The sequence below is a fragment of the Christiangramia portivictoriae DSM 23547 genome, assembly GCF_000423045.1.
Lineage (GTDB): Bacteria > Bacteroidota > Bacteroidia > Flavobacteriales > Flavobacteriaceae > Christiangramia > Christiangramia portivictoriae.
The window spans coordinates 891,520-917,882 of record NZ_AUHF01000001.1 but is presented as its reverse complement, the minus strand read 5'-3'; the positions used below and the strand labels follow the sequence as shown (position 1 = coordinate 917,882).

General features: G+C 40.6%; 19 protein-coding genes. 10 read left to right on the top strand and 9 right to left on the bottom strand.

Annotated elements, in window-relative coordinates; translation table 11 throughout:
- From G529_RS0104300 to G529_RS0104280, 5 genes are read left to right on the top strand one after another with little or no spacing between them, the layout of a single operon-like run.
- A complete protein-coding gene (locus G529_RS0104300) occupies nt 1–570 on the top strand; it encodes a thioredoxin family protein (RefSeq protein WP_026914375.1) in 570 nt (189 codons plus the stop codon).
- Between the two features lie 51 nt (nt 571–621).
- The gene (locus G529_RS0104295; RefSeq protein ID WP_026914374.1) at nt 622–1,020 is read left to right on the top strand and encodes a BT0820 family HAD-type phosphatase; all 399 of its coding nucleotides are present in this window, start codon (nt 622–624) and stop codon (nt 1,018–1,020) included.
- 4 nt (nt 1,021–1,024) lie between these two features.
- On the top strand, nt 1,025–1,840 hold the full coding sequence (gene map, locus G529_RS0104290) for a type I methionyl aminopeptidase (RefSeq protein WP_026914373.1): 816 nt from the start codon (nt 1,025–1,027) through the stop codon (nt 1,838–1,840).
- Nucleotides 1,833–2,396 (top strand): HNH endonuclease, encoded by a 564-nt coding sequence (locus G529_RS0104285; protein ID WP_026914372.1) that lies wholly within the window; start codon nt 1,833–1,835, stop codon nt 2,394–2,396. The genes map and G529_RS0104285 overlap by 8 nt, the downstream gene beginning before the upstream one ends.
- A gap of 3 nt (nt 2,397–2,399) precedes the next feature.
- Nucleotides 2,400–3,164 (top strand): class I SAM-dependent methyltransferase, encoded by a 765-nt coding sequence (locus tag G529_RS0104280; RefSeq protein WP_026914371.1) that lies wholly within the window; start codon nt 2,400–2,402, stop codon nt 3,162–3,164.
- Nucleotides 3,165–3,169: 5 nt separating this feature from the next.
- On the opposite strand, the gene G529_RS0104275 is transcribed toward G529_RS0104280, so the two are convergent.
- Genes G529_RS0104275 through G529_RS0104240 form a run of 8 tightly spaced genes read right to left on the bottom strand, consistent with a single transcriptional unit; the run spans nt 3,170 to nt 10,571 of the window.
- On the bottom strand, nt 3,170–4,183 hold the full coding sequence (locus G529_RS0104275; protein WP_026914370.1) for an FAD:protein FMN transferase: 1,014 nt from the start codon (nt 4,181–4,183) through the stop codon (nt 3,170–3,172).
- Nucleotides 4,184–4,540: a hypothetical protein gene (locus G529_RS0104270; RefSeq protein WP_026914369.1), complete on the bottom strand. Its 357-nt coding sequence runs from the start codon at nt 4,538–4,540 to the stop codon at nt 4,184–4,186.
- A gap of 42 nt (nt 4,541–4,582) precedes the next feature.
- Nucleotides 4,583–5,869, bottom strand: a complete 1,287-nt coding sequence (nqrF, locus tag G529_RS0104265; protein ID WP_026914368.1) for an NADH:ubiquinone reductase (Na(+)-transporting) subunit F — start codon at nt 5,867–5,869, stop codon at nt 4,583–4,585.
- Between the two features lie 15 nt (nt 5,870–5,884).
- Complete coding sequence (nqrE, locus tag G529_RS0104260) at nt 5,885–6,499, bottom strand: NADH:ubiquinone reductase (Na(+)-transporting) subunit E (RefSeq protein ID WP_026914367.1); 615 nt, start codon at nt 6,497–6,499, stop codon at nt 5,885–5,887.
- A gap of 29 nt (nt 6,500–6,528) precedes the next feature.
- Nucleotides 6,529–7,275, bottom strand: a complete 747-nt coding sequence (locus tag G529_RS0104255; RefSeq protein ID WP_026914366.1) for an NADH:ubiquinone reductase (Na(+)-transporting) subunit D — start codon at nt 7,273–7,275, stop codon at nt 6,529–6,531.
- A gap of 2 nt (nt 7,276–7,277) precedes the next feature.
- Complete coding sequence (locus G529_RS0104250; RefSeq protein ID WP_026914365.1) at nt 7,278–8,021, bottom strand: Na(+)-translocating NADH-quinone reductase subunit C; 744 nt, start codon at nt 8,019–8,021, stop codon at nt 7,278–7,280.
- A 2-nt stretch (nt 8,022–8,023) separates the two neighbouring features.
- Nucleotides 8,024–9,214 carry an NADH:ubiquinone reductase (Na(+)-transporting) subunit B gene (locus tag G529_RS0104245; RefSeq protein WP_026914364.1) on the bottom strand — a complete coding sequence of 397 codons (1,191 nt, stop codon included), beginning with the start codon at nt 9,212–9,214 and terminating at the stop codon, nt 8,024–8,026.
- Nucleotides 9,215–9,227: 13 nt separating this feature from the next.
- Nucleotides 9,228–10,571 carry a Na(+)-translocating NADH-quinone reductase subunit A gene (locus tag G529_RS0104240; protein ID WP_026914363.1) on the bottom strand — a complete coding sequence of 448 codons (1,344 nt, stop codon included), beginning with the start codon at nt 10,569–10,571 and terminating at the stop codon, nt 9,228–9,230.
- A gap of 161 nt (nt 10,572–10,732) precedes the next feature.
- Here G529_RS0104240 and G529_RS0104235 point away from each other — a divergent pair, with 161 nt between their 5' ends.
- From G529_RS0104235 to apaG, 3 genes are read left to right on the top strand one after another with little or no spacing between them, the layout of a single operon-like run.
- Nucleotides 10,733–11,983, top strand: a complete 1,251-nt coding sequence (locus G529_RS0104235; RefSeq protein ID WP_035695446.1) for a type IX secretion system plug protein — start codon at nt 10,733–10,735, stop codon at nt 11,981–11,983.
- A gap of 9 nt (nt 11,984–11,992) precedes the next feature.
- Nucleotides 11,993–13,093 carry a DUF3667 domain-containing protein gene (locus tag G529_RS0104230; RefSeq protein ID WP_026914361.1) on the top strand — a complete coding sequence of 367 codons (1,101 nt, stop codon included), beginning with the start codon at nt 11,993–11,995 and terminating at the stop codon, nt 13,091–13,093.
- Nucleotides 13,094–13,098: 5 nt separating this feature from the next.
- Nucleotides 13,099–13,485, top strand: a complete 387-nt coding sequence (gene apaG, locus G529_RS0104225) for a Co2+/Mg2+ efflux protein ApaG (protein ID WP_026914360.1) — start codon at nt 13,099–13,101, stop codon at nt 13,483–13,485.
- Here the strand turns inward: apaG and G529_RS0104220 are convergent.
- Nucleotides 13,466–14,188 carry an NRDE family protein gene (locus tag G529_RS0104220; RefSeq protein WP_026914359.1) on the bottom strand — a complete coding sequence of 241 codons (723 nt, stop codon included), beginning with the start codon at nt 14,186–14,188 and terminating at the stop codon, nt 13,466–13,468. The two genes, apaG and G529_RS0104220, sit on opposite strands and share 20 nt — an antisense overlap.
- 138 nt (nt 14,189–14,326) lie before the next feature.
- Between G529_RS0104220 and pruA the strand changes: the two genes are divergently transcribed.
- Both pruA and G529_RS0104210 read left to right on the top strand, forming a co-directional pair.
- On the top strand, nt 14,327–15,970 hold the full coding sequence (gene pruA / locus G529_RS0104215) for an L-glutamate gamma-semialdehyde dehydrogenase (RefSeq protein ID WP_026914358.1): 1,644 nt from the start codon (nt 14,327–14,329) through the stop codon (nt 15,968–15,970).
- Nucleotides 15,971–16,248: 278 nt separating this feature from the next.
- Nucleotides 16,249–26,292, top strand: coding sequence for an Ig-like domain-containing protein (locus G529_RS0104210; protein ID WP_026914357.1), 10,044 nt, complete (start codon nt 16,249–16,251; stop codon nt 26,290–26,292).
- Nucleotides 26,293–26,363: the final 71 nt, after the last annotated feature.

The following is a 26,363-nucleotide window of genomic DNA, read 5'->3' as shown; positions in this document are numbered from 1 at the left end:
ATGAAAAAACTATTGGTAATTCTTGCTGCATTTGCAGTAAGCTGTGGTAATAAAATCGAAAATTCCAACCAGGATCTTGCTATGGAAGAAGTGGAAGACACTTCAACAGCGCAGCAGACAACTCAAAAGAGTATGCTTTTAGGCGACTTTACCAAAGAGGAGCTTCAGCAGGCACCATTTAAGAGCTGGTTCGACTCAAGATACGAAAGCTTCGAGCCAGATACCGAAGAAATGGCAACGATCAACGAAAATATCAATGACTATGAAATCAAGGTCCTTATGGGAACATGGTGTGGAGATAGTAAACGTGAGCTACCTAAATTCTTGAGAATTCTTGATGAGGCTGATTATGATTACGATAATCTTCAACTCGTTGCCGTAGATCGTGATAAGGCAACACCGTCTGGTATCGAGCAGGAACTGGAAGTTACTAGAGTTCCTACGATCATTTTTTACAAGGATGGAAAAGAAGTGAATCGCTTTGTTGAATACTCTCAGGGAGAAAGTATAGAAGAAGATATCGCCAGAATCGTAAGTGGTAAAGAGTACAAAAATTCTTACGCAGAGTAGCTACAAACTACTGAAAACTCTGGAATTGAAAAATTATAACTAATTTTGTCTATGCCTAATTCTCTAACCATCGCAGTTGATTTCGACGGTACGATTGTTGAGAACCGATTTCCAGAAATTGGAAAACCTCTATTATTTGCCTTTGAATCACTTCGGAAATTACAGGAAGAGGGTCACAGACTGATCCTTTGGACCTACCGTAGTGGTGAGAAACTGGAAGATGCTGTTTTGTTTTGTGAAAAAAATGGTCTCAAGTTTTACGCCATCAATAGCAGTTATCCTGAAGAAGAATTTGATCAAAGCATTAGCCGAAAAATTCTGGCTGACATTTTTATAGATGATCGTAATTACGGCGGAATGAAAGGTTGGGGAGAGATTTACCAATCACTTACATTGAATAAACCAGGAACCGGTAAAAGAAAGAGATCAGGTCTCTTTAGAAGATTTTAAAAGTATGATTATACCAAAATCCAGCGAGGAAATAGAACTACTAAGAGAAAGTGCGCTTATTGTAAGTAAAACTCTTGGAATGCTGGCGCCTGAAATTAAACCAGGTGTAACGCCCCTACAATTAGATAAACTTGCAGAAGAATTTATCCGTGATCATGGGGCTGTTCCAGGATTTCTGGGACTATACGATTTTCCAAATTCATTATGCATGAGTCCCAATGCGCAGGTTGTTCACGGGATACCAAATGACACGCCACTACAGGAAGGTGACATCATAAGTATTGACTGTGGAGCTTTAAAAAACGGCTTCTATGGAGATCACGCCTATACCTTTGCGGTGGGAACCATCGCCCCTGAGGTGGAGGAACTTTTAAAGGTTACCAAAGAATCACTCTATGAAGGTATTAGAGAATTCAAAGCTGGTAATCGCGTTGGAGATGTGGGATATGCTATTCAAAAATATACTGAAGACCGTGGATATGGTGTGGTACGAGAACTTGTAGGTCATGGGCTAGGTAAAACCATGCATGAAGATCCTGAAATGCCCAACTATGGTAAACGTGGGAGAGGTAAAAAGTTCGTAGAAGGGATGGTTGTTGCGATAGAACCCATGATCAACCTAGGAACTAAAAGAATTAAACAGTTGCCCGATGGCTGGACAATACTAACCGCCGATAATAAACCCAGTGCTCATTTCGAGCACGATGTCGCACTGATAGACGGCAAACCAGAATTACTATCAACATTTAAATACATTTATGAATCATTAAAAATTAATTCAACAGAAGAAGACGAATTTAGAGCAAAAGTTTATGATTAAAAGTTACAGACAGGAAATCTGGAAAACCCTACACAAAGATTCCTGGGAAGACCGCTTTATCTACAAAGTCTCAAATTTCGGAAGGATGATCAGTTATCTGAAAAACCCTGAAGGAGACCTAATGAATGGCGGAAAAGTAGGTGGATATTTAAACTTCGCGGTAAAATTGAAGAATGGTAAGCATAAAACTTACTACATTCATCGCATTATTGCTGAAATGTTTTTAGAGAAAAAAGAAGGTGATCAATACGTAATCCACAAGAATTTTGTGAAGAACGATAATCGCGTTTCTAACTTGGCATGGGCCACCAAGGATGAATGGGTCCAACATCAATATAATAGCCCTAAGGTTAAGGAGAATAAGGAAAACAGGCGATTACGAAAAGTAACATCCTATTCGAAATTAACGTACGCACAGGCTGTTATTCTTAAGAAAAAGCTATTAGATCCAGAAAGGAAAACCCGTATTCGCGTACTGGCAAAGCAATTTGGAGTATCCGAAATGCAGCTATACCGAATTAAATCGGGTGAGAACTGGGGTGATATCGAAGTATAAGCCATGAGCAATCTTTTTAAACTGGCCTTAAACAGTATACCGAGGCCCGTACTTATTAGAGCCAGTTACTTGATAAGGCCGTTTTTAAAGATCTATCTCAAAGGTAACCGATATACAGACCCTATTGATGGAAGCAACTTCCGGAAATTTCTTCCCTATGGATATGAAGATCAGAGAGAGAATGTTCTCTCCCCTTCCACACTATCGCTGGAAAGACACCGATTGCTTTGGATCTACCTTGAGCAACATACCGACTTTTTTACAAAAAAGCGAAGAGTATTGCATTTTGCACCGGAACAGGCTTTTTACAAGCGGTTTCGAAAAATGGAGAATTTAGAGTACACCACAACAGATCTCAATTCGCCTCTGGCCGATGTGAAGGCTGATATTTGCCATCTGCCATTCGCAAACTCCAGCTTTGATTTCATTTTATGTAATCATGTTCTTGAACACATTCCCGATGACGCAAAAGCAATGAACGAACTGTACAGGGTGTTGAAACCGGGAGGAACAGCCATTCTGCAAATCCCCCAGGATTTGGAAAGGGAGAAAACCTTTCAGGATGATTCTATCACTGATGCTAAACAGAGAGCCAAACTTTTTGGACAATATGACCACGTACGTGTGTACGGAAGAGATTATTTCAAAAAGCTAAGAAAAGTTGGATTTCAAGTCGAGGAAGTAGACTTGACCAGTAAAATGTCCAAGACAGAAGTAGATAGATACAGGCTTGCGGTAGGCGAAATTTTACCTGTTTGTAGCAAATAAATTTTCTATTCCACCAGATTGGTGCTGAAACCCGGCGTAACAAACGTTCTCATCTCACCATTTTCGTCTGAGTAGATGAGATAGACTTCAACAGACTTTAATTCTTTGAGCATAGTTATTGATCTGTCAAGTCCCATCGCCATAAGAGCAGTAGCATAACCATCTGCGAACATACAATTTTCAGCAATTACTGAAGCGCTCAATAAATTACTTTTTTCCGCAAAACCGGTTATAGGATTGACCGTATGTACAAATCGTTGTCCAGTAATGGAGTCAATACGGTATTTTCTATAATTGCCAGATGTAGCCATAGCGACATTCTGAAGCTTCACCTTTGCCTTAAATTGCCTTTGAGGACCTTGTTGCAATGGATGATCGATTCCTACGAGCCATTCCTTACCGGTACTACTGTTAACACCTCTAGCTTTCAATTCTCCACCTAACTCAATCAGGTAACCTGAAACACCATGGCTTTCCAGAAAATCACCAACCAAGTCAATGGTATAACCTTTGGCAATCGCATTAAAATCTATAAAAATTTCAGGATGCTCTTTGCTTACCGTACTATTTTCCCTGATCTTAACCTTATTAAGTCCAACCAATTGATTTAATGAATCCAGACGCTCTGCATATAGATCTGTTATCGATTTACCGGGACCAAAGCCGTAAGCGTTCACGAGAACACCCACCGTTGGATCAAAAAATCCATTGCTTTGTGTATAAATTTTTTGCGATGCATTGAACACATTTACAAAATGCTCATCAACAACGACACTGGAATCACCTCGATTAATCCTGGAAATATCTGAATTCTCCAGATATGTACTCATGGACAGATTGACCAGATTCACGATACTGTCCATAGCGCGGGTGAACTCGATATTTTCTTCTGAAAAGTACTGAACAGAATAGGTAGTCCCCAGCGCTTCACCCTGGAAATTAGTGATTTCTGAATTGCTGTTGGAATCGCAGGATACCATGAACAGCACTAATATGATATAAAATGAAATTCGATACATCTAAAACTCTTTCCAGCCAGAATAATTCACTACATAATCCTCTTCATTAGAGACCGGCTTCTCATAATCTGAAGAATTTGCAAGCCCAACACCCGCATAAAAGGTTTTGGCGTTAAACTTTTCTGCATGCTCTTTAATGTCTTTCATAAAAGCCGGATCGAAGGCCTGAGGATCATCTGGATACTCAATAGCCCTTACGATCACAAAATGCAGCTTGGTGTCTTTAAGGGCTACAAATTGAGGATTGCGCTTAAGCTTGCTATTAACTCCCAAAAATTCATAGCCATTATCCTCAAGATCTTTCCCTACAATATTCATTGCAAGATTATGCAATTCCTGTTCATCTAATTTTGGCATATGCAAAGATAAAAAAATCCCGCCGAAGCGGGATTGTTAATATTATCCTCCAAAGTCATCAAATCTAATGTTCTCAGGGGGCATTCCGAAGTCTTCACCCATTTTCTGAACGGCTTTGTTCATTAATGGTGGACCACAGAAGTATAGTTCAATTTCTTCTGGTTCTTCATGATGTGAAAGGTAATTATCGATCACTACCTGGTGAATAAATCCTACGAACCCATCACCTTCATCATCAAGATTGGATTTAACTTTCCAATTATCCTCTTCCATTGGTTCTGAAAGTGCCAGGTAAAATTTAAAGTTCGGAAAGTCTCTTTCCAATGCTCTAAAATGTTCGGTATAAAAAAGTTCTCTCTTAGAACGACCACCGTACCAGTAGGTCACTTTTCTACCTGTCTTTAAAGTTCTGAAGAGGTGATACAAGTGTGATCTCATTGGAGCCATTCCAGCTCCACCACCTACGTAAAGCATCTCAGCTTCACTTTCATTGATGAAGAATTCACCATAAGGTCCTGAAATAACAACTTTATCTCCCTTTTTCAGATTAAAGATATAGGATGAAGCAACTCCAGGGTTCACATCCATCCATCCATCTTTTGCTCGATCCCATGGCGGAGTAGCAATACGCACATTAAGCATAATTTCGCGTCCTTCCGCAGGATAAGAAGCCATTGAGTAAGCTCTCTCCACGGTTTCAGGATTTTTCATGACAAGTGGCCAGAGATTGAATTTATCCCATTCTGCTTTAAACTTGTTTGGAGTTTCGTGCTCTTCTGGGTGTGCTGTGATATCCATATCTTCAAATCTCACTTCCGTCTTCGGAATTTCGATCTGAATGTAACCTCCGGCTTTATAGTCCATAGGTTCTGGAATTTCCACTACAAATTCTTTGATAAATGAAGCCACGTTGTAATTTCTTACTACTGTGGCATCCCACTTCTTGATGCCAAAAACTTCTTCAGGAATGGTAATTTTCATATCCTGCTTTACTTTCACCTGGCATCCAAGTCTCCAACCGTCTGCAATCTCTTTTCTGGTAAAATGAGGTTCTTCCGTAGGTAGGATTGCTCCTCCTCCATCTTCAACGATACATTTACACTGGATACAGGTTCCACCACCACCACAGGCAGAAGGTAGAAACAATTTGTTATCCCCTAAGGTTGAAAGCAAGGTCCCACCTGAACCTACTTCAATATCTTTTTCGTTGTTGACGTTGATCGTCACTGGTCCTGATGGTGATAATTTGGCCTTCGCTCCAAGGAGCATTGAAACCAGTAACAAAATCAAGACTAAGAATACTACTACACTAGCTATTATAACTGTCATAATCTTCTTTTACGATTATAATTTAATTCCCATAAAACTCATGAATCCAAGCGCCATCAAGCCGGTAATGATAAAGGTAATTCCAAGACCTTTTAATGGAGCAGGTACGTTCGAGTATGCTATTTTCTCTCTTATGGCTGCAATGGCAAGAATAGCAAGGAACCAACCAATACCACTTCCCAGACCATAGGTGATAGCCTCAGAAATTCCTCCGAAGTCTTTTTGCTGCATAAACAGGGAACCACCAAGGATCGCACAGTTTACCGCAATAAGAGGCAGGAAAATCCCAAGTGCACCATACAATGCCGGAGCAAATTTCTCAACGATCATTTCAACAAGCTGAACCATGGAAGCGATTACCGCAATGAACATGATAAAACTCAGGAAGCTAAGATCCACATCTGCATACTCCGCTCCCAGCCAGGATAAAGCTCCGGGCTTTAGTAAGTAATTATCCAGCAGGAAGTTTATAGGCACAGTGATCGCAAGTACGAAGATCACGGCGGCACCCAAACCAACAGCTGTCTTTACAGTCTTTGATACCGCCAGGTAGGAACACATTCCCAGGAAATAGGCGAATATCATATTTTCAATGAAAATACTTCTTACAAATAGATTAACTAATTCCATTCTTTATATACTTTTTTGCTGTACAGCTATTAGTTTTGTTCGATTAGTTTACGATTTCTGGCACGTTGTACCCAGATGATGAGTCCAACGACGATAAGTGCCATTGGAGAAAGCAACATCAAACCGTTATTCTCGTAACCAAAAGCATACAAACCGGTAGAATCAGCCAATGTTGCACCTTTGTGTCCAAGAACTTCAAATCCAAAAAGTTTTCCAGATCCCAGTAGCTCTCTAAAGAATGCCACAATTACAAGAATAAGTCCGTAACCTGCAGCGTTACCAATACCGTCCAGGAAAGACTTATAGATTCCATTACCAAGCGCGAATGCTTCCAGGCGACCCATTACAATACAGTTGGTAATAATAAGACCAACGAAAACCGATAACTGTTTACTTACGTCAAAAGCATACGCTTTTAGTATTTCACTTACCAGGATTACCAATGAAGCGACCACAACCAATTGAACGATTATCCTGATCCTGCTTGGAATAAGGTTTCTAAGCATGGAAACGATCATGTTACTAAAGGCCATTACCACCATTACAGCGATTGCCATAACAACGGCCGGTTCCAGCTGCACCGTAATGGCAAGTGCAGAACAAATTCCCAATACCTGAACTGTAATCGGGTTATTATCATCTAATGGATCGGAAAGTAGTTTTCTGTTTCCTTTCGAAAGAAAATGCTCTTTTTCTTCAGAATTTGAAAGGAAAAGGATCATTTCCTGCTTCTTTTCTTCCTCTTTAGCAGAGTTGAATTTTTTCTCTTCAGCCATATCTATCTAGTTGCTACTTTAAATCCTTTTTGCTTCTCAAAGTAAGGCAAATAACGTTTTAATCTTTCTGAGATCATATCTGAAACCCCATCACCTGTGATCGTAGCTCCTGAAATTGCATCTACCTGATTATCGTCCTTATCTGAAACATCAATATTTCCTTTGACTACAGAAACACCTACAAGATCACCATTGGAATCGAAGATCTTTTCATCAGAAAATTTCTCTTTAAACCACTGTTTTGTGATTTCTGCACCAAGTCCAGGAGTTTCTCCCAAGTGGTCAAATGTGGCACCTTTTACAGTGTTGATATCATCTTTTAATGATATGTAACCAAAGATCGCATTCCAAAGTCCGTTTCCTCTAAGAGGAACGATGTAATATCTGGAACCTTCAACTTCCGCCACATATAATGGAAATACCTGTTCTCCAACATCTTTTTTAATCTCTTTTGCAAGATCAACCTTAAAGGCATCTACAGATTCATCTACAGTTCCATCTTCAGTGATCGCTACTTCTTCTACAATATATTTATCGTAAAGTTCTTTCGCTCCATCCCTGTCGGTTGTGATTCCAACAGTAGAAAGGATGTTTTGCATTTTTTCCTTACGCACATTCTCCATTTGTGTTGGCTGGAGAGATATCGCGGCAAAGGCAAGCACAGCGGCAACTACAACCACCATGATCACAGAGAACATGAAAGTATAGCCGTTGCTATTTGTTTTATTTACTGATTTTTCTTCCATAACTAAACTGCTGTTTCTACTTGAGGGTTCGCATTTTTAAGTCTTTTCTTTCTTCTTTTTACGTTGGCTTCAACCACATAATGATCTATTGTTGGTGCGAAAACATTCATAAGAAGAATACCTAACATCACACCTTCCGGGTAAGCCGGGTTGAATACTCGAATCATTACTGAAATAAATCCAACCAGGAATCCATAGATCCATTTTCCTTTCATTGTTTGCGCTGCTGAAACCGGGTCTGTCGCCATAAATACGATACCGAAAGCAAGCCCACCAACAATAAGATGTAAATACCAGGGAAAGTTCGTTAGATTATTACCTTCAATACCTAAAGAAGGTAGTGCATTAAAGATCAAGCCCATTACTGCTGCTCCTATAAAAGCACTTAGTATAATTCTCCAGCTACCTACTTTACTCAATACGAGTAAAAGAGCACCTGCCAGAATACAGATCGCTGAAGTTTCAGCAATAGATCCAGGGATCATTCCTGAGAACATATCCAGTGGCGTGTAACCTGCTTCATTTCCTGCTGCAAGATTTCCCAGTATTGTTTCACCGGTTACGGCATCAACTTCATAAGCATTACTCACCCATACGGTGTTTCCAGACATATAAGTTGGGTAAGCGAAGAAAGCAAATGCACGAGCAGTTAAGGCCGGGTTAAGAATATTCATTCCTGTCCCACCAAAAGCCTCTTTTCCGATAAGAACCGCAAACACTACTGAAAGTGCCACCATCCAAAGCGGAATATCTATCGGCATGATCATAGGAATCAGCAAACCAGTTACCAGGTAACCTTCGTTTACTTCGTGTCCTCTGAAGATCGCAAATGCAAATTCAATTCCCAGACCCACAGCATAAGAAACCGCGATCATTGGTAAGATCTTACCTGCACCATGCAGGAAAGCATCTATAAAAGGTACACCGTTCGCATATTCTGGCAATTGGTGAAGGTATTGGTATCCACCATTCCAGAATCCAAACAAAAGAGCCGGGATCAAAGCGATCACTACGGTGATCATCGTTCTCTTTAGATCCACCGCATCACGAATATGCGCTCCTTTCTGTGTGGTATGATTTGGAGTAAATAAGAAAGTATCCAGTGCATTTACTGCAGGAGCATATTTCTCATACTTCTCGCCTTTGTTAAAAGGCTGTTTCATTTTATCTAATCTCTGTCTAATCCATTCCATATTCTTCAGCTTTTTAACCTACTTCGGTAATCATTAAATCAAGACCTAATCTAATTACTTCCTGGATCTCTATCTTGGAAGTATTTACGTATTCTACGGTTGCAAAATCTTCCGGAGCCACCTCGTAGATCCCAAGATTTTCCATTTTCTCTATATCACCAGCCATACAAGCCTTTATAAGTTGCATCGGGTAAATATCCATAGGTAAAACCTCTTCCATCTCACCGGTAACCACCAGAGCACGCTCCTCACCATTTAAATTCGTAGTAGGCGCGTATTTTCTATTTGGGAACAACCAGGACAAAGATGTTCTGGAATGTGAATGAATATTATTGTATGTAAATGGTAACCATCCAAACATCCGGTAATTATCTCCTTCAGGAATAAGACTTAGCTCATTTTCGAAAAAGCCCAGATACTGGTTATTACTTAGCTGAGTTCCGGTAAAAACATCTCCGGAAATGATACGAGTTCCATCAGCTGCCTGCCCAATCAGATCAGCAATGTTCGCACCTATGTTCACCTGGTAATATTTCCTGTTTTCAGCTTCGCTTCCAACTACTGCCACGGTGCGTTCAGCTCGATATTCACCGGTCAAGAACACATTTCCGATAATGGCAACATCCTCTACTCCTACTGTCCACACACGCTCACCTCTGTTTACAGGATCAATTTTATGGATCTGAACACCTACATTACCTGCAGGGTGAGCTCCTTTAACATGATGAAGTTCCACGCCCTGAATACCTTTAAGATATTCTGCTGAAGAATCATCTACAGAAACATGAACTTTTCCAGGAGTAAGCTTTCTCAAAGCATTGATCCCTGCCTGAAACGCAGCGATTTTATCTTTAATGATAAAACCTTTATCTGCCGCCAAGGGTGCCGTAGTTACTGCCGAAATAAAGATCGCCTTTGGAGTATCCTTTGGATCTGCTACAATGTCGTAAGGCCTTTGGTTGATAAAAGCGCCACAACCACTCTCAAGCAGAAGTTCACGAATATCTTTTGCATCTGCTTTCGCGGGATCCAGTTTTTTAAATTCACGATACGTGTTTTCAGGATCTGCCTCAATGATCACCTCGAGGATCTTTCGCTTATCACCTCTTTTGATTTCTTTAAGAACACCACTTACAGGTGTAGTGAAGCGAACTTCCTCAGTATATTTCGAATAGAAAATCTCATCACCTGCAAGAAGCTTCGCTCCTTCTTTAACTACCATTTTTGGCACAACAGTGTGAAAATCAGGCGGTTTGATCGCATAAGTTTTGGATCTGGGAGCCTTTACCAGCTCTTTTTCCGCCGCCCCTTCTAATCGCAGAGATAATCCTCTTTTAATTCGAATGTCTTTTGACATAGGATGGAGTGTATGTTAAATTTTTAGTTTAAAGTCGGGCAAATTTAAGAATTTTCACTCCATTTATCCCAAGAAATGTCAGAATTTTACTTTGGTCAACTGTTAAATTAAATGAATGCAAAATGCTTATTTCTATTAACTTTGCTATTCACCTAAATTTTATGAAAGGCTTATTTGTGTTCATTTATATTTGCCTGTTTCAGCCTGCTGTACAGAGTCAAATTACTCAGGAAACCCTGCCACCTCCCTATATAAGAACCATCGTTTTCGAGGGCGATTCCGTAGAGAACAAAGGGAACCCAATTGTTAGAACAGGTGCCAGGCTTCAATTAAGTTTTGATGATATTATTGGTGATGAGGCAGATTACTATTATACCATTGAACATTTCAATTTCGACTGGACGGCTTCGCAACTCGCTAAAAACGAATATCTTCAAGGCTTCGATGATGTTAGAATTATGGATTACCAGAATTCGCTGAACACGCTACAACCCTATACCCATTACGAACTTAGTATACCCAATAAAAATGTACGCGGACTCAAGGTTTCGGGCAATTATATGCTTAGCGTGTATAATGCACAAAGAGAAAAAGTTTTCTCGCGAAAATTCATGGTATATGAACCTGTGACTCAGATTACTGCGGAAGTTAAACGTGCAAGAAACCTTCAGTTTATAGATGAAAAGCAGATCGTGAATTTCAGTATTAATTCTCCGGATTTACTTCTGAAGAATCCAGACAGCAATGTCAAGGTGAGCCTTATTCAGAATTTCAATCTGAAAACCGCCATTACAGATCTTAAACCTCAGTATACCATAGCCAACGAGCTTATCTACCGTTACGACACAGAGTCATCCTTCTGGGGTGGAAACGAATTTCTTCAGTTTGACAATAAGGAGATACGAGTGACGAATGCTGATATTGCGAGGGTGGATGTGCAACAACTTTATATTCATCACCTATTTATGGATATCAGCAGGAGTGGGCAACCTTACACCTACAATCCGGATATCAATGGTGGCTTCGTGGTAAGAAATGTACTGGCAGAAAATTCAGATCTGGAAGCAGATTATGTATGGATGAAATTTAGCTTGCGTAATTATGATGCTCTGGCTGGCACAGAAATACATCTTTATGGAGGCTTCAACAATTTCGAACTTGATGACAGCACCAGGCTGAAATATAATAAGGAAAGCGGATATTATGAAGTATCCAGATTATTTAAGCAAGGTTTTTATAATTACAAATATGTGCTGAAAACTGCCAACGGTATCGAAGAAGGAGCGATTAGCGGTAATTATGACGAAACCGAAAATAATTACACCATCCTCGCCTATTATAGAAGCCCTGGAGCACGTTATGACAGGCTGATTGGTGCCGGTGGTGTGAATTCAAGAAACATTCGTAATTAATCTTCTCCTATGGCGAATCCTGAAAATAAGGTCGTAAGGTATAATTATAATTACAGAGGTGAATATTGCTTAAACTGTGAACTGCCTCTGGACAAGAACGATCGTTACTGTCCTAATTGCGGACAATTGAATACCACGAAAAAACTAAGTTTTTCAGATCTTTTTAATGAGTTCTTTTCAGGAGTATTCGCCTACGATTCCAGGTTTCAAAGAACTTTACGCGTATTACTTTTTAAGCCTGGGAAGATCTCCAAAGATTATGTGGAAGGAAAAAGAACGAGATATGCGAATCCTTTCCGTTTCTACCTGAGTGTTTCCATTATTTTTTTCTTAATATTCAGTCTTAGCTTGGATCCAGAGAAAAGTTTTGGAAAGCAGGACCGGGATGAAAACTTGCTTTCCAAACTGGAGCGTAAGGAATTGAGCGAGGCTTCCATGGATTCCATAAACAAAGTATTGACCAGCGAAGATATTGGCCTGGACAGCATCCAGAATAATGTCCTTACTGAAACTTATACTGAAAAAATGGTTAGCCAGCCAGAACTGGATAGCATGAACTTCTTTAACGCTTTTACCCGGAAGGCAGATCTCTATTATGCCTTTCAGGATGAAACGGGAATCTTCACCGCATCACGCGCCCTGGATAGTTTGCAGCACAACCCTTCCAATTACAATCTCTGGTTATACAAAAAAGCGGTGGACGCCGGTACATTTTCAAAAGATCCCGAATTGTTCATCAACTACTTTATAGGAAAACTACCGTTTATCATCTTTATCTTTTTGCCAATTTTCGCCCTGTTTATATGGCTTCTATATTTGAGAAGAGACTTTAATTATATGGAGCACCTCATCTTTGCCTTTCACGTGCAAACCGTTTTTTTCGTGCTATACAGTTTCGCTCTGATACTGGAAATAGTTTTCAAATGGGAACTACTAACCACGCTGGCAAACTTTATATTTCTGTTTTATTTGTACAAGGCGATGCGATTTTTCTACGCACAGGGACGTGTTAAAACGATTTTAAAGTTTCTTTCCCTAAACCTAATATTCTTTACATTAGCCACATTCGCTGCAATTATTTCGTTGCTTGCTTCTTTTTCAATTTATTGAAACACATGATCCAACAGGTTACAAAAGGTATTAAGATTTCTGTAGAAACCAGGTTTGAAGGAAAATTCTATAAGGATTTTCAACTAAAGTATGCCTTTGCTTACCAGATCACGATAGAAAATCAAAGTAACGATTCCGTTCAGTTAAAATCAAGATTCTGGGAGATCAAAGATGCTTTGAGTGAAATAGAATATGTTTCCGGAGAAGGCGTCATTGGGAAAAAGCCTGTATTGAAACCAGGAGAAAGTCATACCTATCAAAGCGGATGTTTGCTAACTGCACCCATAGGTTCAATGTCTGGTTACTATAACATGATCAATTTTACCACCACCAATGAATTCCAGGTTCGAATCCCACCATTTAGACTTGCAGCTACCTTTGCTTTAAACTAGACAGGTATTCTTCAGAAAAATCCTTATTGATCAAATTCTGGTAAGAGAAATGAATCCCATCTCGATTATTGATTACCTGCGATATACTTTGGGTTTTTAGAAAGCCCCTATCTACAATGAGACCATATTCCTTGTTTCCCTTTCCCGCAGTTTTATGAAACTTCAATAGGCTTTCTGCAGTATAACCCTCGCTGCTAACTTGCTCAAACCATTGTTCCCGCTTTTTTTTCATCCCTTCGGAATAAAGCGGAGATGATGACCAGATATGCTGAGTAATTGGAAGATACTCATGCTTAATATTCTTACCATCCCATATCAATTGCTGAAAACATAAACCATCATGCCACTCTACGATGATCATCGTAAAAGGCTCAATACCTTCAAAGTTATACTTATTCAGAAATGATCGTAATCTACTTGCTGCAAGAAACTCTTTTACTACCACTCCCCGGCTTTTGCGGTATTCAGCCTTACGTTCATGTGGTTTTTCGGCTCCGTTCATTAAGCAAATACACCTGGAGTTCTCGCTAACTCCAAGCCAGGTGCCGCCAGCCTGTTTATCCTTTGGGAAGTATTGTCGCACTCCGTCAAAACGTTCCCATGCAGGAGGAAGAGTTTCGCGACCAACCGATTCATCCCGGTTTGAAGTTAATACGAAGCCAGACATAGACTCAGGACGGGGAACTAAAGTAACTGTGCACATGCTTAGAAATCAAAATTTTAAGGAAATGTACAAAAAAAGTTAAGCTTAGCTAAAGGCTGGCCAGATGTTATTGTGTGCAACTTAATTTTTTTACCTTTATGCGAATTAGAAATAAACGAAAAAACAAAATTTATATTTATGGGAAAAGGATTTTTTCACGTACCTGTGGCAGTCAACGAAGAAGTAAAAAGTTACGCTCCGGGTAGCCCAGAAAGAGAGGAAGTACTACTAACCTACAAGGATCTCTGGAATGCAAATACAGAGGTACCTCTTTATATCGGAGCTGAAGAAGTAAAAACCGGAAATACCAGAACCATCAACCCTCCTCATGACCATGCACATGTAGCTGGAACATATCATATCGCTGAGAAAAAGCATGTGGAAAGAGCTATTTCTGAAGCTTTGGAAGCAAGAAAAAAATGGTCTAAACTGGAATGGGAGCAAAGAGCTGCCATCTTTTTAAAAGCTGCTGATCTAATTTCAGGACCTTACAGACAAAAGATGAATGCAGCGACGATGATCGGGCAATCAAAGAATATTTACCAGGCAGAGATAGACGCTGCCGCAGAGATCTGTGATTTCCTGCGTTTTAACGTGGAATACATGGCTGAGTTATATAATGAACAGCCAATTTCTTCAGATGGAGTCTGGAACCGTGTAGAATACAGACCGCTGGAAGGTTTTGTATACGCAATTACACCTTTTAATTTTACAGCTATTGCAGGAAACCTTCCCTCCAGTGCTGCACTTATGGGTAATGTTGCTGTTTGGAAACCTAGCGATAGCCAGATGTTATCGGCTCAGATACTTATGGAAGTATTTAAAGAAGCAGGATTACCAGCTGGTGTTATAAATATGGTTAACGGAGATCCGGAAATGGTAACCGATACTGTTCTGGCAAGCCCAGATTTCGCTGGAATCCATTTCACCGGAAGCACCAATGTTTTTAAAGGTATCTGGGGAAAAATTGGAAACAATATTCAGAATTACAAAACATATCCTAGAATAGTTGGAGAAACAGGAGGAAAAGATTTTATCCTGGCCCATCCAACTGCAAAAGCGAAACACGTAGCGACAGCAATTTCCAGAGGTGCCTTTGAATATCAGGGTCAGAAATGTAGTGCTGCTTCAAGAGTTTATCTACCAAAAAGTCTTTGGCCAGAAATCAAGGATCTTGTAATCGAGGATGTACAATCCTTTAAAATGGGATCTCCTGAAGATATGTCTAACTTCATTAATGCAGTTATTCATGAATCCAGTTTTGATAAGCTTGCAAGCTATATCGAGAAGGCTAAAAGCGATAAAAATGCTGAAATCGTCGTTGGTGGAAATTATGATAAGTCTAAAGGTTACTTTATTGAACCTACAGTAATCTTAACATCCGATCCCCACTACACTACGATGGAAACCGAGCTATTTGGTCCAGTAGTGACAGTATATGTTTATGATGATAACAACTTTGACGAATCAAAGTGGGCAGATATTTGTGAAACTGTAGATAATACGAGTATATATGCATTAACAGGAGCTATTATCTCTGGTGATCGTTATGCTGCTGCTCAGGCAACAGATCTTTTACAGAATGCCGCCGGGAATTTCTATATAAATGACAAACCAACGGGAGCTGTAGTAGGTCAGCAACCATTTGGGGGAGCAAGATCCAGTGGTACTAATGATAAAGCAGGTTCAAAAATGAACCTTATGAGATGGATCTCCGTAAGATTGATCAAAGAAACTTTCGTACCGGCTACAGATTACAGATATCCGTTTTTGGGAGAGTAATTTTTCCTCATAAACTTAGATTTAAAAACCGCCTATAAGGCGGTTTTTTTGTTTATAGCCGTAAAAGGCTTGCATTTACTATGTTGATAATCAATTGGTGGCTACCTCAATAGTTTAGTAGATTTTTAAGATCAATAAGCTACAATTCAAAATTTTAACTTAAATTTACTTTCCCCAAAAACTTGTACCCCAGCAAGTTATACGCATGAAAACTTGCGAAACACCCTACCGTCGCTACTTTACGTGATATTAATTATTGTAATTAAACCACCAGCTATATGGTTAGAAAATTACATTGGAAGACATTTATCATCCTGTTAATTGCTCCGGTACTAACCTGGGGCCAGGTTTGTCCTACCTCCGTTTCACTTCAAACAGATACTGGAAATAGTGTTTGCGCGGGAACGGATGTGTTGTTTACAGCAACTACCACCGGTGGAGTTGGTATTGAAACATATCAATGGAAAATAAACGGTAATAATGCAGGCTCCACTACCACTAGCAACACCTTTTCAAGCAATACTCTTAATGACGGTGATTATATAACGGTTACTGTGACCGATATTGCCGGGGTAGTATGCAATCTAACTAGTAGCCGGTACACGATGACAGTGAATCCTTTAAAGACTCCCACTGTCAATTTCTTAGTTCCCCCTGGAAATAAATGTATTGGTCAAAATATAACCCTAGAAGGCTCTAATACCAACGGTGGTTCAAGCCCAAATTACGAATGGTTTGTAGATGGCATTTCTGTACAATCATCCACCAACAGGCGATTAATACAAACCTTTTCTGCAGCAAAGACATACAACATTAGACTTCTGCTTACCAGCAACATAGATTGTTTTACATCGCAAACTGCGGAAGTCAGTAAAACGCTGACAATACAGCCAGATGCCAGTATTAGTATTTCTGAAAGTAATATAAATGATGCCTGCACCAATACAGCAATACCAGATCTTAATTTTTCTCTCTCGGGAGCTGTTAGCGGAGCCAGCGCTTCAGGACTACCACCAGGTGTGACCGGAAGTTACAGCACTGGAAATTTCAGGATCTCCGGAACTCCCACCACTGCTGGTACTTATAATTATACTGTAACCGCTACAGGTGCCTGTGCGAGTGCCTCTCAATCTGGAACTATTACAGTTCTGGAAGATGCAGGCATAGAATTAACGAGTGGCAATGAATTGCAGGAAGTATGTCAGGGTGAATCGATTGGAAATATTATTTATACTATTGGACAAACTGCAGATGCTGTAAGCATTTCAGGTCTACCAACTGGAATCACAGGTACTCTCTCAGGACAAACTTTTACTATAAGTGGATCATCCAGTCTGGTAGGGACCCATAACTACAGTATTTTTAGCACCGGTGATTGTGCAAATTCTGAAGTTCTTGAAGGCTCTATTACAGTGAATGAAAACCTTACTCCAGGAGTAAGTATCACTTCTTCTGAAGACGATAACGAAATATGCGCAGGAACGGTTGTGACTTTTACAGCATCGACAACTAATGAAGGTGGAACTCCAGATTACCAGTGGAAAATTAACAATATCAATGCTACTGATGCAGGCAATACGAACGTTTTCACTACAAGTTCTCTTAACGACGGAGATATAGTAAGTGTAGAACTTACGAGTTCTGAAACATGTACCACTTCCAATCCTGTATTGAGTAACGAAATTCAGACGACGGTTTTAGAAAATCTGGTACCTTCAGTCACGATAACTGCAAGTGATACCGACATCTGTCCCGGTGATGAGGTTAATTTCAGTATAGAATCTATCACCAATGCTGGTACCAATCCCAGTTATCAATGGAAACTGGACGGAGTAAATGTTGGAACCAATAGCAACTCCTATACTACTTCAAACCTTACCAACGGCCAGAACATTTCTCTGGAGATCCTATCCAGTGAAACCTGTTTGGCCTCAGAAGCAGCATTTAGTAATGAGATCACTATCGAAGTATTTGCTCCAGTTCCAGATACACCTGGGCAAATTGCTGGAGATACTGAAGTTTGTGCTACCGCTACCGGATTGATTTATAAGGTCCCACCAGTTGATAACGCCACCAATTACACCTGGAATTTTCCGGCAGGCTGGTCTATTACATCTGGAGCTGGCACCAACAGTGTAACAGTAAATGCTGGTACCGGGTCTGGTGAGATAAGTGTTGTAGCCTCCAATAGTTGTGGTGATAGTGCAAATTCCACTTTTAGCGTTAACTCAGTAAACGGGGTTCCTTCAAATCCAGGAGTTATCACTTCAGATCTTAATGGAAATAATAACATTTGTCCACCCTATACCATCAATTTTAGTGTTGGCAGTACCGGACCTCATACCTGGACAGTTCCAGCCGGATGGGATATTATTAGCGGTGCTGGTACCAATTCTATTCAGGTTAATGTGACCAATGCCGCGACTAGTGGAACCCGTGAAGTCTCAGTTGTAGCCGAAAATATCTGTGGTGAAAGTACGCCAGCCACTTATACCGGAATAGAGATCAATGACCATATTATTGCAGATTTTGGTGAGGATCAAACAATCTGTAAATCGCAGAACAGTATTCAGCTATCTGGAACAAGAAGCTTTGGTGGTGCAACACTACCTATAGATTTTACTACATCTGGAACTGGTACTTTTACCAACAAGCCTGGTAACTCAAATAAAACTGGTGATTTCACAGTCGTTTATAATCCAAGCACCCAGGACAGAGCGAATGGGGAAATCTTGCTTACCATGACCGTTCCGGAACCAAAAAAAGATAACGATGGGAATATATGCAATGAGTCATCAGATTCCATTACTCTGTACATTATTCAGGATGCTGTAGTCAGCTCTCCTGCAGAGAAAGATCAAATCGTTTGTATCAATAATGCAATAAGTAGCATTGACTTTGAAATTTCTGAAGCAGGTACAGGTGCCACAGTTTCCGGGTTGCCACCTGGTCTTACCGGCTCCTTCACTGATGGTATTTTCAGCATAAGCGGTACTCCTACTGTAGACGGCGATTTTGATTATACTGTGACCAGCACTGGAGAATGCTCCAGCCAGCAAACTTCCATTACTGGTAATATTACGGTTACGCCAGATCACGAGATCGTTGATGCAGCAAATAAGGATCAAACCGTATGTATTGACTCTGCCATGGAAAATATCAGTTTTGGCATCAATACTTCAGTAGAATCTGTTGCTACGGAAGGTTTACCAGCTGGAGTTTCGGGGATTATTGATGGAAATAATTTTGTGTTATCGGGAACGCCCCTGGACTCAGGAACATTCGTTTATACACTAACCACTGCTGGCAACTGTGAATCAACCACAACCACCGGTACCCTTACTGTTCTTCCAGATGTAACGATAAGCGAACCAGATAACAAAGATCAAACAATATGCATTAATGCTGCTGCTGAAGCTATGGAGTTCACTATCACTGAGCCAGGTTCCGGAGCCGTTGTCACAGGATTGCCAAATGGTATGACTGGCACTTTTACCAATGGCATCTTTACAATATCCGGAAACCCTACTGAGGCGGGAGTGTTTAATTATGAGATAACCACCAGCGGAACCTGCGATCAGGCTACCGAATCGGGATCGATAGAAGTTACTCCAGATCCAACGGCAGAGATCGCTTATTCCGGTGAATTTTGTACTTCACAGGGGGGCAGTTATCCTGTAGCTCTTGTAGGAACCGGCACCTTCGAAGGCGGTACTTTCTCGGCTACTCCAAGCGGACTTATCATTGATGAGACCACTGGTGATATCACTCCGTCCTTAAGTATTCCAAATACTTATACCGTTCGCTATGAGGGACCTGATATTTGTAACAGGGCAATTGCGACCACTGAGATTATTATCAACGAAGAGCCTTCAGTAGAGATTGCATATGCTTCAGCATATTGCACTTCCATTTCAGAACTTCAAAATCCTGTTTTTCAAAATGGAACAGGTAATTACGAAGCAGGAATATTTACCGCAGAACCTGGAGGACTAAGTATCGATGCCACGACCGGCGCTATCAACCCGCAGGCAAGTTCTGCCGGAACATACAATGTTTACTACACTATTCCTGCTGCAAATTCCTGCGATGAGGTAGTCATCACTACACAGGTTACCATTACCAGGCTGCCCGCAGTTACCATTAGTTACCCTGAAATCATCTGTAATTCAGAAGAATCTATTGCAGTGACCTATTCGAATGAAGATGGTATTTATCAAAACGGAACATTTCGCGGTAGTACGGGACTGGCGATCGATGAAGACGGACAGATAGATCCTTCGGGTAGTGTACCGGGAGACCATATAGTCACTTATACCATAGAGTCTACAGAAGCGTGTGAAAAGATTGTTTCCACGGCGAATTTCACGATCAAAGAAGAGCCAGTTATCACTACAAATCCATCAAATAATGGAGTATGTTCCAATGGGCCTGCGAGCTTTGAGGTCTTTGCTTCTGGTGACGATCTTACTTACGAGTGGTTCAGAATAGTTGAAGGTGTTAATGAATTGATTCCCGGACAGAATGGATCTGTTCTTAACTTTTCCAATGTTACGGCTCAAGATGCCCTGGAATATTTCGTGGTTGTATCTGGAGCGGATTCCTGTAGTCCTGCTACCTCAACCATTTTTACACTCAATGTTGATGAAGACATCACCATTACAGAACCTTCCGAGGATATTACCATCTGCGAAGAATCACAGGATGACATCACGTTCACGTTTAAAGGTCATGCCAATGGTGCCATTCTTGACTTTAAATGGATCAAAGATGGGGAAACGGTGATCGAACAGGAAGGCAAAATAGACATTGAAGTTGAAGGACCCGTTGGGACCAATGGAGAATATACAGGAACCCTTACGATAACCAATCCTACTGCAGGAGAAGATGGAGATTCTGGTGAATACTGGGTTGTGGTAGACGGACCTGATTACTTCACCTGTTCTGAAGCAACTTCAAATAAATTTACTTTCAGGGTGGAATCCAGACCACCAAAACCGGAAACAGTAGATCTCACCTTATGCTTAAATGAAGAGGCTGGAAATCTTACCGCCACGGTTGAAGACGGTAATGAAACGAGGTGGTATACATTTAATGATGCTACTTCAGAATATGAATTTATAGGCAATAATGTATCCATAGATTCCAGTGAACCGAGAACTTATCAGTATTTCGCCACTCAAACCAGGCCAAATGCATGCGAAAGTGATTATGAGCCCATAACGGTGACCATTCTTGATACGCCAGACCCAATATCGACTGAACCTTTAGTATTCGAATTTTGTTTTGAGGAGGAAATTTCTGAAGCCATTTCCATTACTCCAGCAGACAATGCGACGATCAACTGGTATGCTTCTATGGATGCTTCGGAATCGATTGCCGCACCAGTTCCGAACACAGGTATTTCAGAAAATGTAACCTATTATGTGAGTCAGACCTTCGCCTCTACCGGATGTGAAAGTGATCGCACGCCTGTAGAAATTAGGATTAAGGATCTTCCAAATGTACTTGTAGAAATTGATGGTGATAACAGCAATATATGTCTAGGCAGTAGCATTACTCTGAACGCTTCCGGAGCAGAAAGTTACGAATGGTATATAGATGAAACTACGGTAGCAACCGGAGCGACTTATTCCCCAACTCCAACTGAAGCTGGAGAAATCACCTATACTGTTGTAGGAACATCCAACGGATGTATTAACAGTTACAATATCACGATTAATGTTGACGACGTTAGTGTTGCCGGAACTTTGAGTGCTCCAGAAAGAATCTGTGTACAGGATGGGGTTGCTAGTCTTAGTCTAACCGGAACTACCGGTGAAATTATTAGATGGGAATATAAATCTGAGGAAACCAGCGATGCCTGGATAAATTTCGAGGATGGGAATTTAAGTGCTGAACGAACTTTTACACTTACAGAAACTACCAGTTATCGAGTAACTGTTCAGAATGGCGTATGTTCAGAAGATAGCGCAGAAGCAACTATCTATGTAGACCCACTTCCGGAGGGAGGCAAACTACTCTGGGATTCAAATCAAGACAGATTATTTCTAACCTGTGAAAACCCTTCCAATGGCTTTGCCAGTAGATTAAGTCTTTCCGGCTATACTGGTGAAGTCGCATACTGGGAATATCGTAATGCACCTTCGAATACCTGGCAGAGAATAGAAACTGAAGAAACTTTTTTATCTGGTAACCAGATAGAAAATGTAATCAATAATCTTTCAACAACCTTTAGAGCAGTTTTGACCAATGGTAGCTGTACTGGCGCTGTTTATTCTGAAACTGCCATAACCAGTGTCATTGTAGCCGATATTAAGCCGACTCCTGTCGAAGTCGACAAACCTGTTATTTGTATTGGAGATGAGATAAGCCTTAGTTCGGAAACCGGGTACAGTACTACCGGTGAAAAATTTGAAGGCGGACAATTTACCGAGGCCGGAATCAAAAATAAAGGATGGGACTTTACTCAACCTGATGGAACAGTAAATGATTATGATGCCGCAGCCAATAATGGAAGAGCAGATCACTGGTTAAAAATGAACGCCAGTGGTGGTGAAGATGGTAAGGTATATACTGGAACATTACCTAGCGGAGATACTGGAACGACAATAAGATGGACATCTGAATTAAATGTGAATGAGAAATTTGCTTTGGTAACCGGACCAAATGATTCTTATATGGAAACACCTATATTTTCATTGAGCGGGATGGATGAAGCCATTTTTACCTGGGATCAGGGTTACAATCTTACTGCCGGAGCAACGATTACCGTCGAGATTTCCACCAACGGGGGCAGCAGTTATGAAACCGTACTTTATACTCATACCGGAGATGGTACTGTTGCCGGAGGATCCAGTGGTAATTATATTGATTTTGGAGGAGGGACACCTTCTACCAGACCTAAGAACAAGATGGTTGTGGACCTTGGCGATTATCTAGGTCAATCGAATCTGCGTATTCGTTTTAATTATGATGGTAGAAAAGATGGAGATGTTTGGGCGGTAGATAATATTAAAGTTCCTGAAGGACCTCAGGATATATTATTGCAGTGGTACTATGATGATGATCTTAGCGATGACGGAAACGCACTGGAAGAAATTGGCGAAGTGAACCAGAGTACCGTTCTCTTCACTCCAAGGAAAATTGGCTGGAATGATTTTGAAGTACAAACAAGGATCATTTTAGACAGTAATGGAAATGCCTGCCAGAGTATAGACAATTTCGAAACCATTCGTGTATGGGCATTTGATCAATATAATACCAATGTTTCTGCCACCGTAGGAGCTTGTGGTAGTTTATCCATTTTACTGAATGCTACCGTCACCGCAACCCAACAGGCCATGGAAATTACAGAGTATCCTACTCTGGATGGTTATGTAGGTAGCTGGAAAGTTTTTGATTCCAATGATATCGAAATTACCACGGGATTTAGTTTCGAGAATCAGGATAGCAATAGCAATCTTCAGCCCGTTAATGACCCGGATGCCATTTTTACTGCAGAAAATCTAGGTGACTACCAGATAAGATGGGTTCTTACTCCAACAGCTACAGATGAAAATGGAGTCTTGATCGAAAATGAAGGTTGTCCACCAATAGATAATACAGAAACAATTAGCCTGGTAGATTGCGTAACCCTGGATTTCGATGGTGATGATGATTATGTGGATCTTGGAAATAATTATACCGGCAGTTTCTTTTTAGAAGCATGGATAATGCCATTCGATAGACCACTTCCAGAGGGCGGAATGACAGATGCTTCAAAAGGAACCATTTTCAGCGCTCCGGGATTTGAATTAAGCATGGAGAACCTTCCATCGTTCGTAGAACCAAATAACAGATGGTATCACATAGCAGTATCTAGCGATGGATCGATCTTATATATAGATGGAATAAAGGCTGATGGTATTAGTGTGAATACTTCCGGAACCAATACCGCCGCTATTGGTGCAAGATATAGCGCCTCTTCAAAAACTGCTACCAATCACTTCTCAGGATGGATAGAGGAAGTCAGGATCTGGAACAATGCTCCTTCAGAAAAAGAAATCAGGTTTATGATGAACCAGCGACTTAAACTTAATTCTTCCAATCAGGTTGTTAGTCCAATTGAAGGCGAAGTCGTACCGAACAAAACCGTTGATGGAAGTTATTACACTAGTGGTGGTTTCAATTTAGATAAAGATGGTGTGAGTTTCTATGACCAAACCGCAGCTGATCTTGCAGGTTATTATCGATTGTATTCCAATGACCCAGACCCTGACAATAAATTGCCAGGTTACTTCCTGGATGCTCTAAAACCATTAAACGGACTAACACCCAACCATGCAAATGCAGCAAATCCTGGTAGAATGGTCAATATTGAAACAGACCAGGAGAATACATCACCTACTCCGTATTTCTCCTATGCTGATGGATCTACCTGGACAGACATTAATACCTGGGCCAGACCAGAGGTTTGGGATGCACCTAATAGCCTTGGACATGGTAACAGCCCAATTGACTGGAACATAGCAAGAATCAATCATACTTTTGCAGCAAATAGAGCTATTACGATGCTCGGTCTGCTTTCTGAGACCTCTGGAAAGGAATTAACTATCAATGCCAGTAATCCAATAAAAATTTCACATTATTTATATCTGGACGGTAGTATTGATTTGCAGGGAGAATCTCAGTTATTACAGGATCATGGAAGTATTCTGGCGAATGAAAGCGCCGGATTTATAGAAATAGATCAGCAAGGCAGAATGAGTAGTTTTAATTATAATTACTGGACCAGCCCTGTAAGTACACAGGGAACTGCAAATAATTCAGGGTATCGACTTGTAGATGTACTCTTGGATGGAACCAATGCCGAAAATCCCACTGGAATAAACTGGAAAACCGGATATTTTGATGCAGACGGTGCCAGAACATCACCTATCACGATTACCGATGCCTGGATCTGGGATTTCAGAGGAGGCGACGCAGATATCTACGGAGACTGGCTGTTTATGGGGAGTGATTTTATGCAAATTGCAGGTGCGGGATATTCCATGAAAGGTACCGATGGTACTGTTGCCCCAAACCAAATGACCCAGAACTACGTCTTTAAAGGAAAACCAAACAATGGCGATATTCCTACTTCAGAATTAAGCCTGAATTCAGATCAAAACTTCCTGGTTGGTAATCCATTCCCGTCTGCTTTAGATGCAGACGAATTCCTCAGGGATAATCTAAAAAGTGTAGGAACTGGAACTGGGAACAATTCTCAAAATGTTTTTAACGGGACGCTTTACTATTGGGATCATTTCGCAGGAAGCACACATATTCTGGAAGAATATGTTGGAGGGTATGCAACCTATACCCTGGCCGGCTCCGCTCCTGCAATTTTGAATGACTGGCGTATTAGCCAGGTAGGTGGAAATGGAACTAAACAGGCTAAACAGTACATACCAGTGGCACAGGGGTTCTTTCTGAATAGTGCAGCTGTTAATGGAAATACATTTGGTGGACAGATTCAGTTTAATAACACTCAAAGAATCTATAAAATAGAAAGTACAGATCCCTCCATATTCTTACAACAAGAAGACGATCCAAAATCTTCAAAAAACAAGACGGGAAAAAACTCAGAGGATGATCGAGCAAAAATTAGACTGAAATTTGAATCTCCGGCTGGTTATCACAGACAGATTCTGGTTACCAGGGACGCAAACACTACGAACGGTTTTGATATTGGTTATGACGCACCGCTTATTGAAAATAACAAGGAAGATATGTACTGGTGGTTTGCAGATAACAGGTTTGTAATACAGGGAGTTCCTGATTTCGAGAAGGAACAAGTACTGCCTTTAGCTATAAAAACTTTTTCGGAAGGGTCATTTACTATAAAAATAGATAGTACCGAAAACTGGCCTGCAAGTAAAGAACTATACCTGAAGGATAAACAAAATGACAGTATCCACGACCTGCTTGCCGGTTCATTTAAAGGCTCGACGACAGAAGGTGAAATTAGTGATCGCTTCGAAATAGTGTTCTTCAACGAAATGGCACAGGAACCTGATCCAGTTATCATTCCAGAAGAACCTGAATTACCAGTTGTCGATGGGTTAGTAGGAATATCTTACAGCACCTTCAGTAGAAATGTGAAAATCAGTAATGAGGATTTACTAAAAGTTGAAAAGGTTTTGATTTATGACATGGGTGGTAAACTCATCCAGGAGTTTGATGGTCTTCCATCAGAAAAAGAGATTTATCTTGGCCTGAGACCTGTTAGATCTGGAATTTATATCGTCAAGGTTTTCTGTGAGAATGCGATCTGTAATAAAAAGATTATCGTGAAATAATGGAAAGTAGTTTCTTACACGATCGAAATGACTGTCCGCATATTCGTTTAGATTACTGAATTAAAGACTTT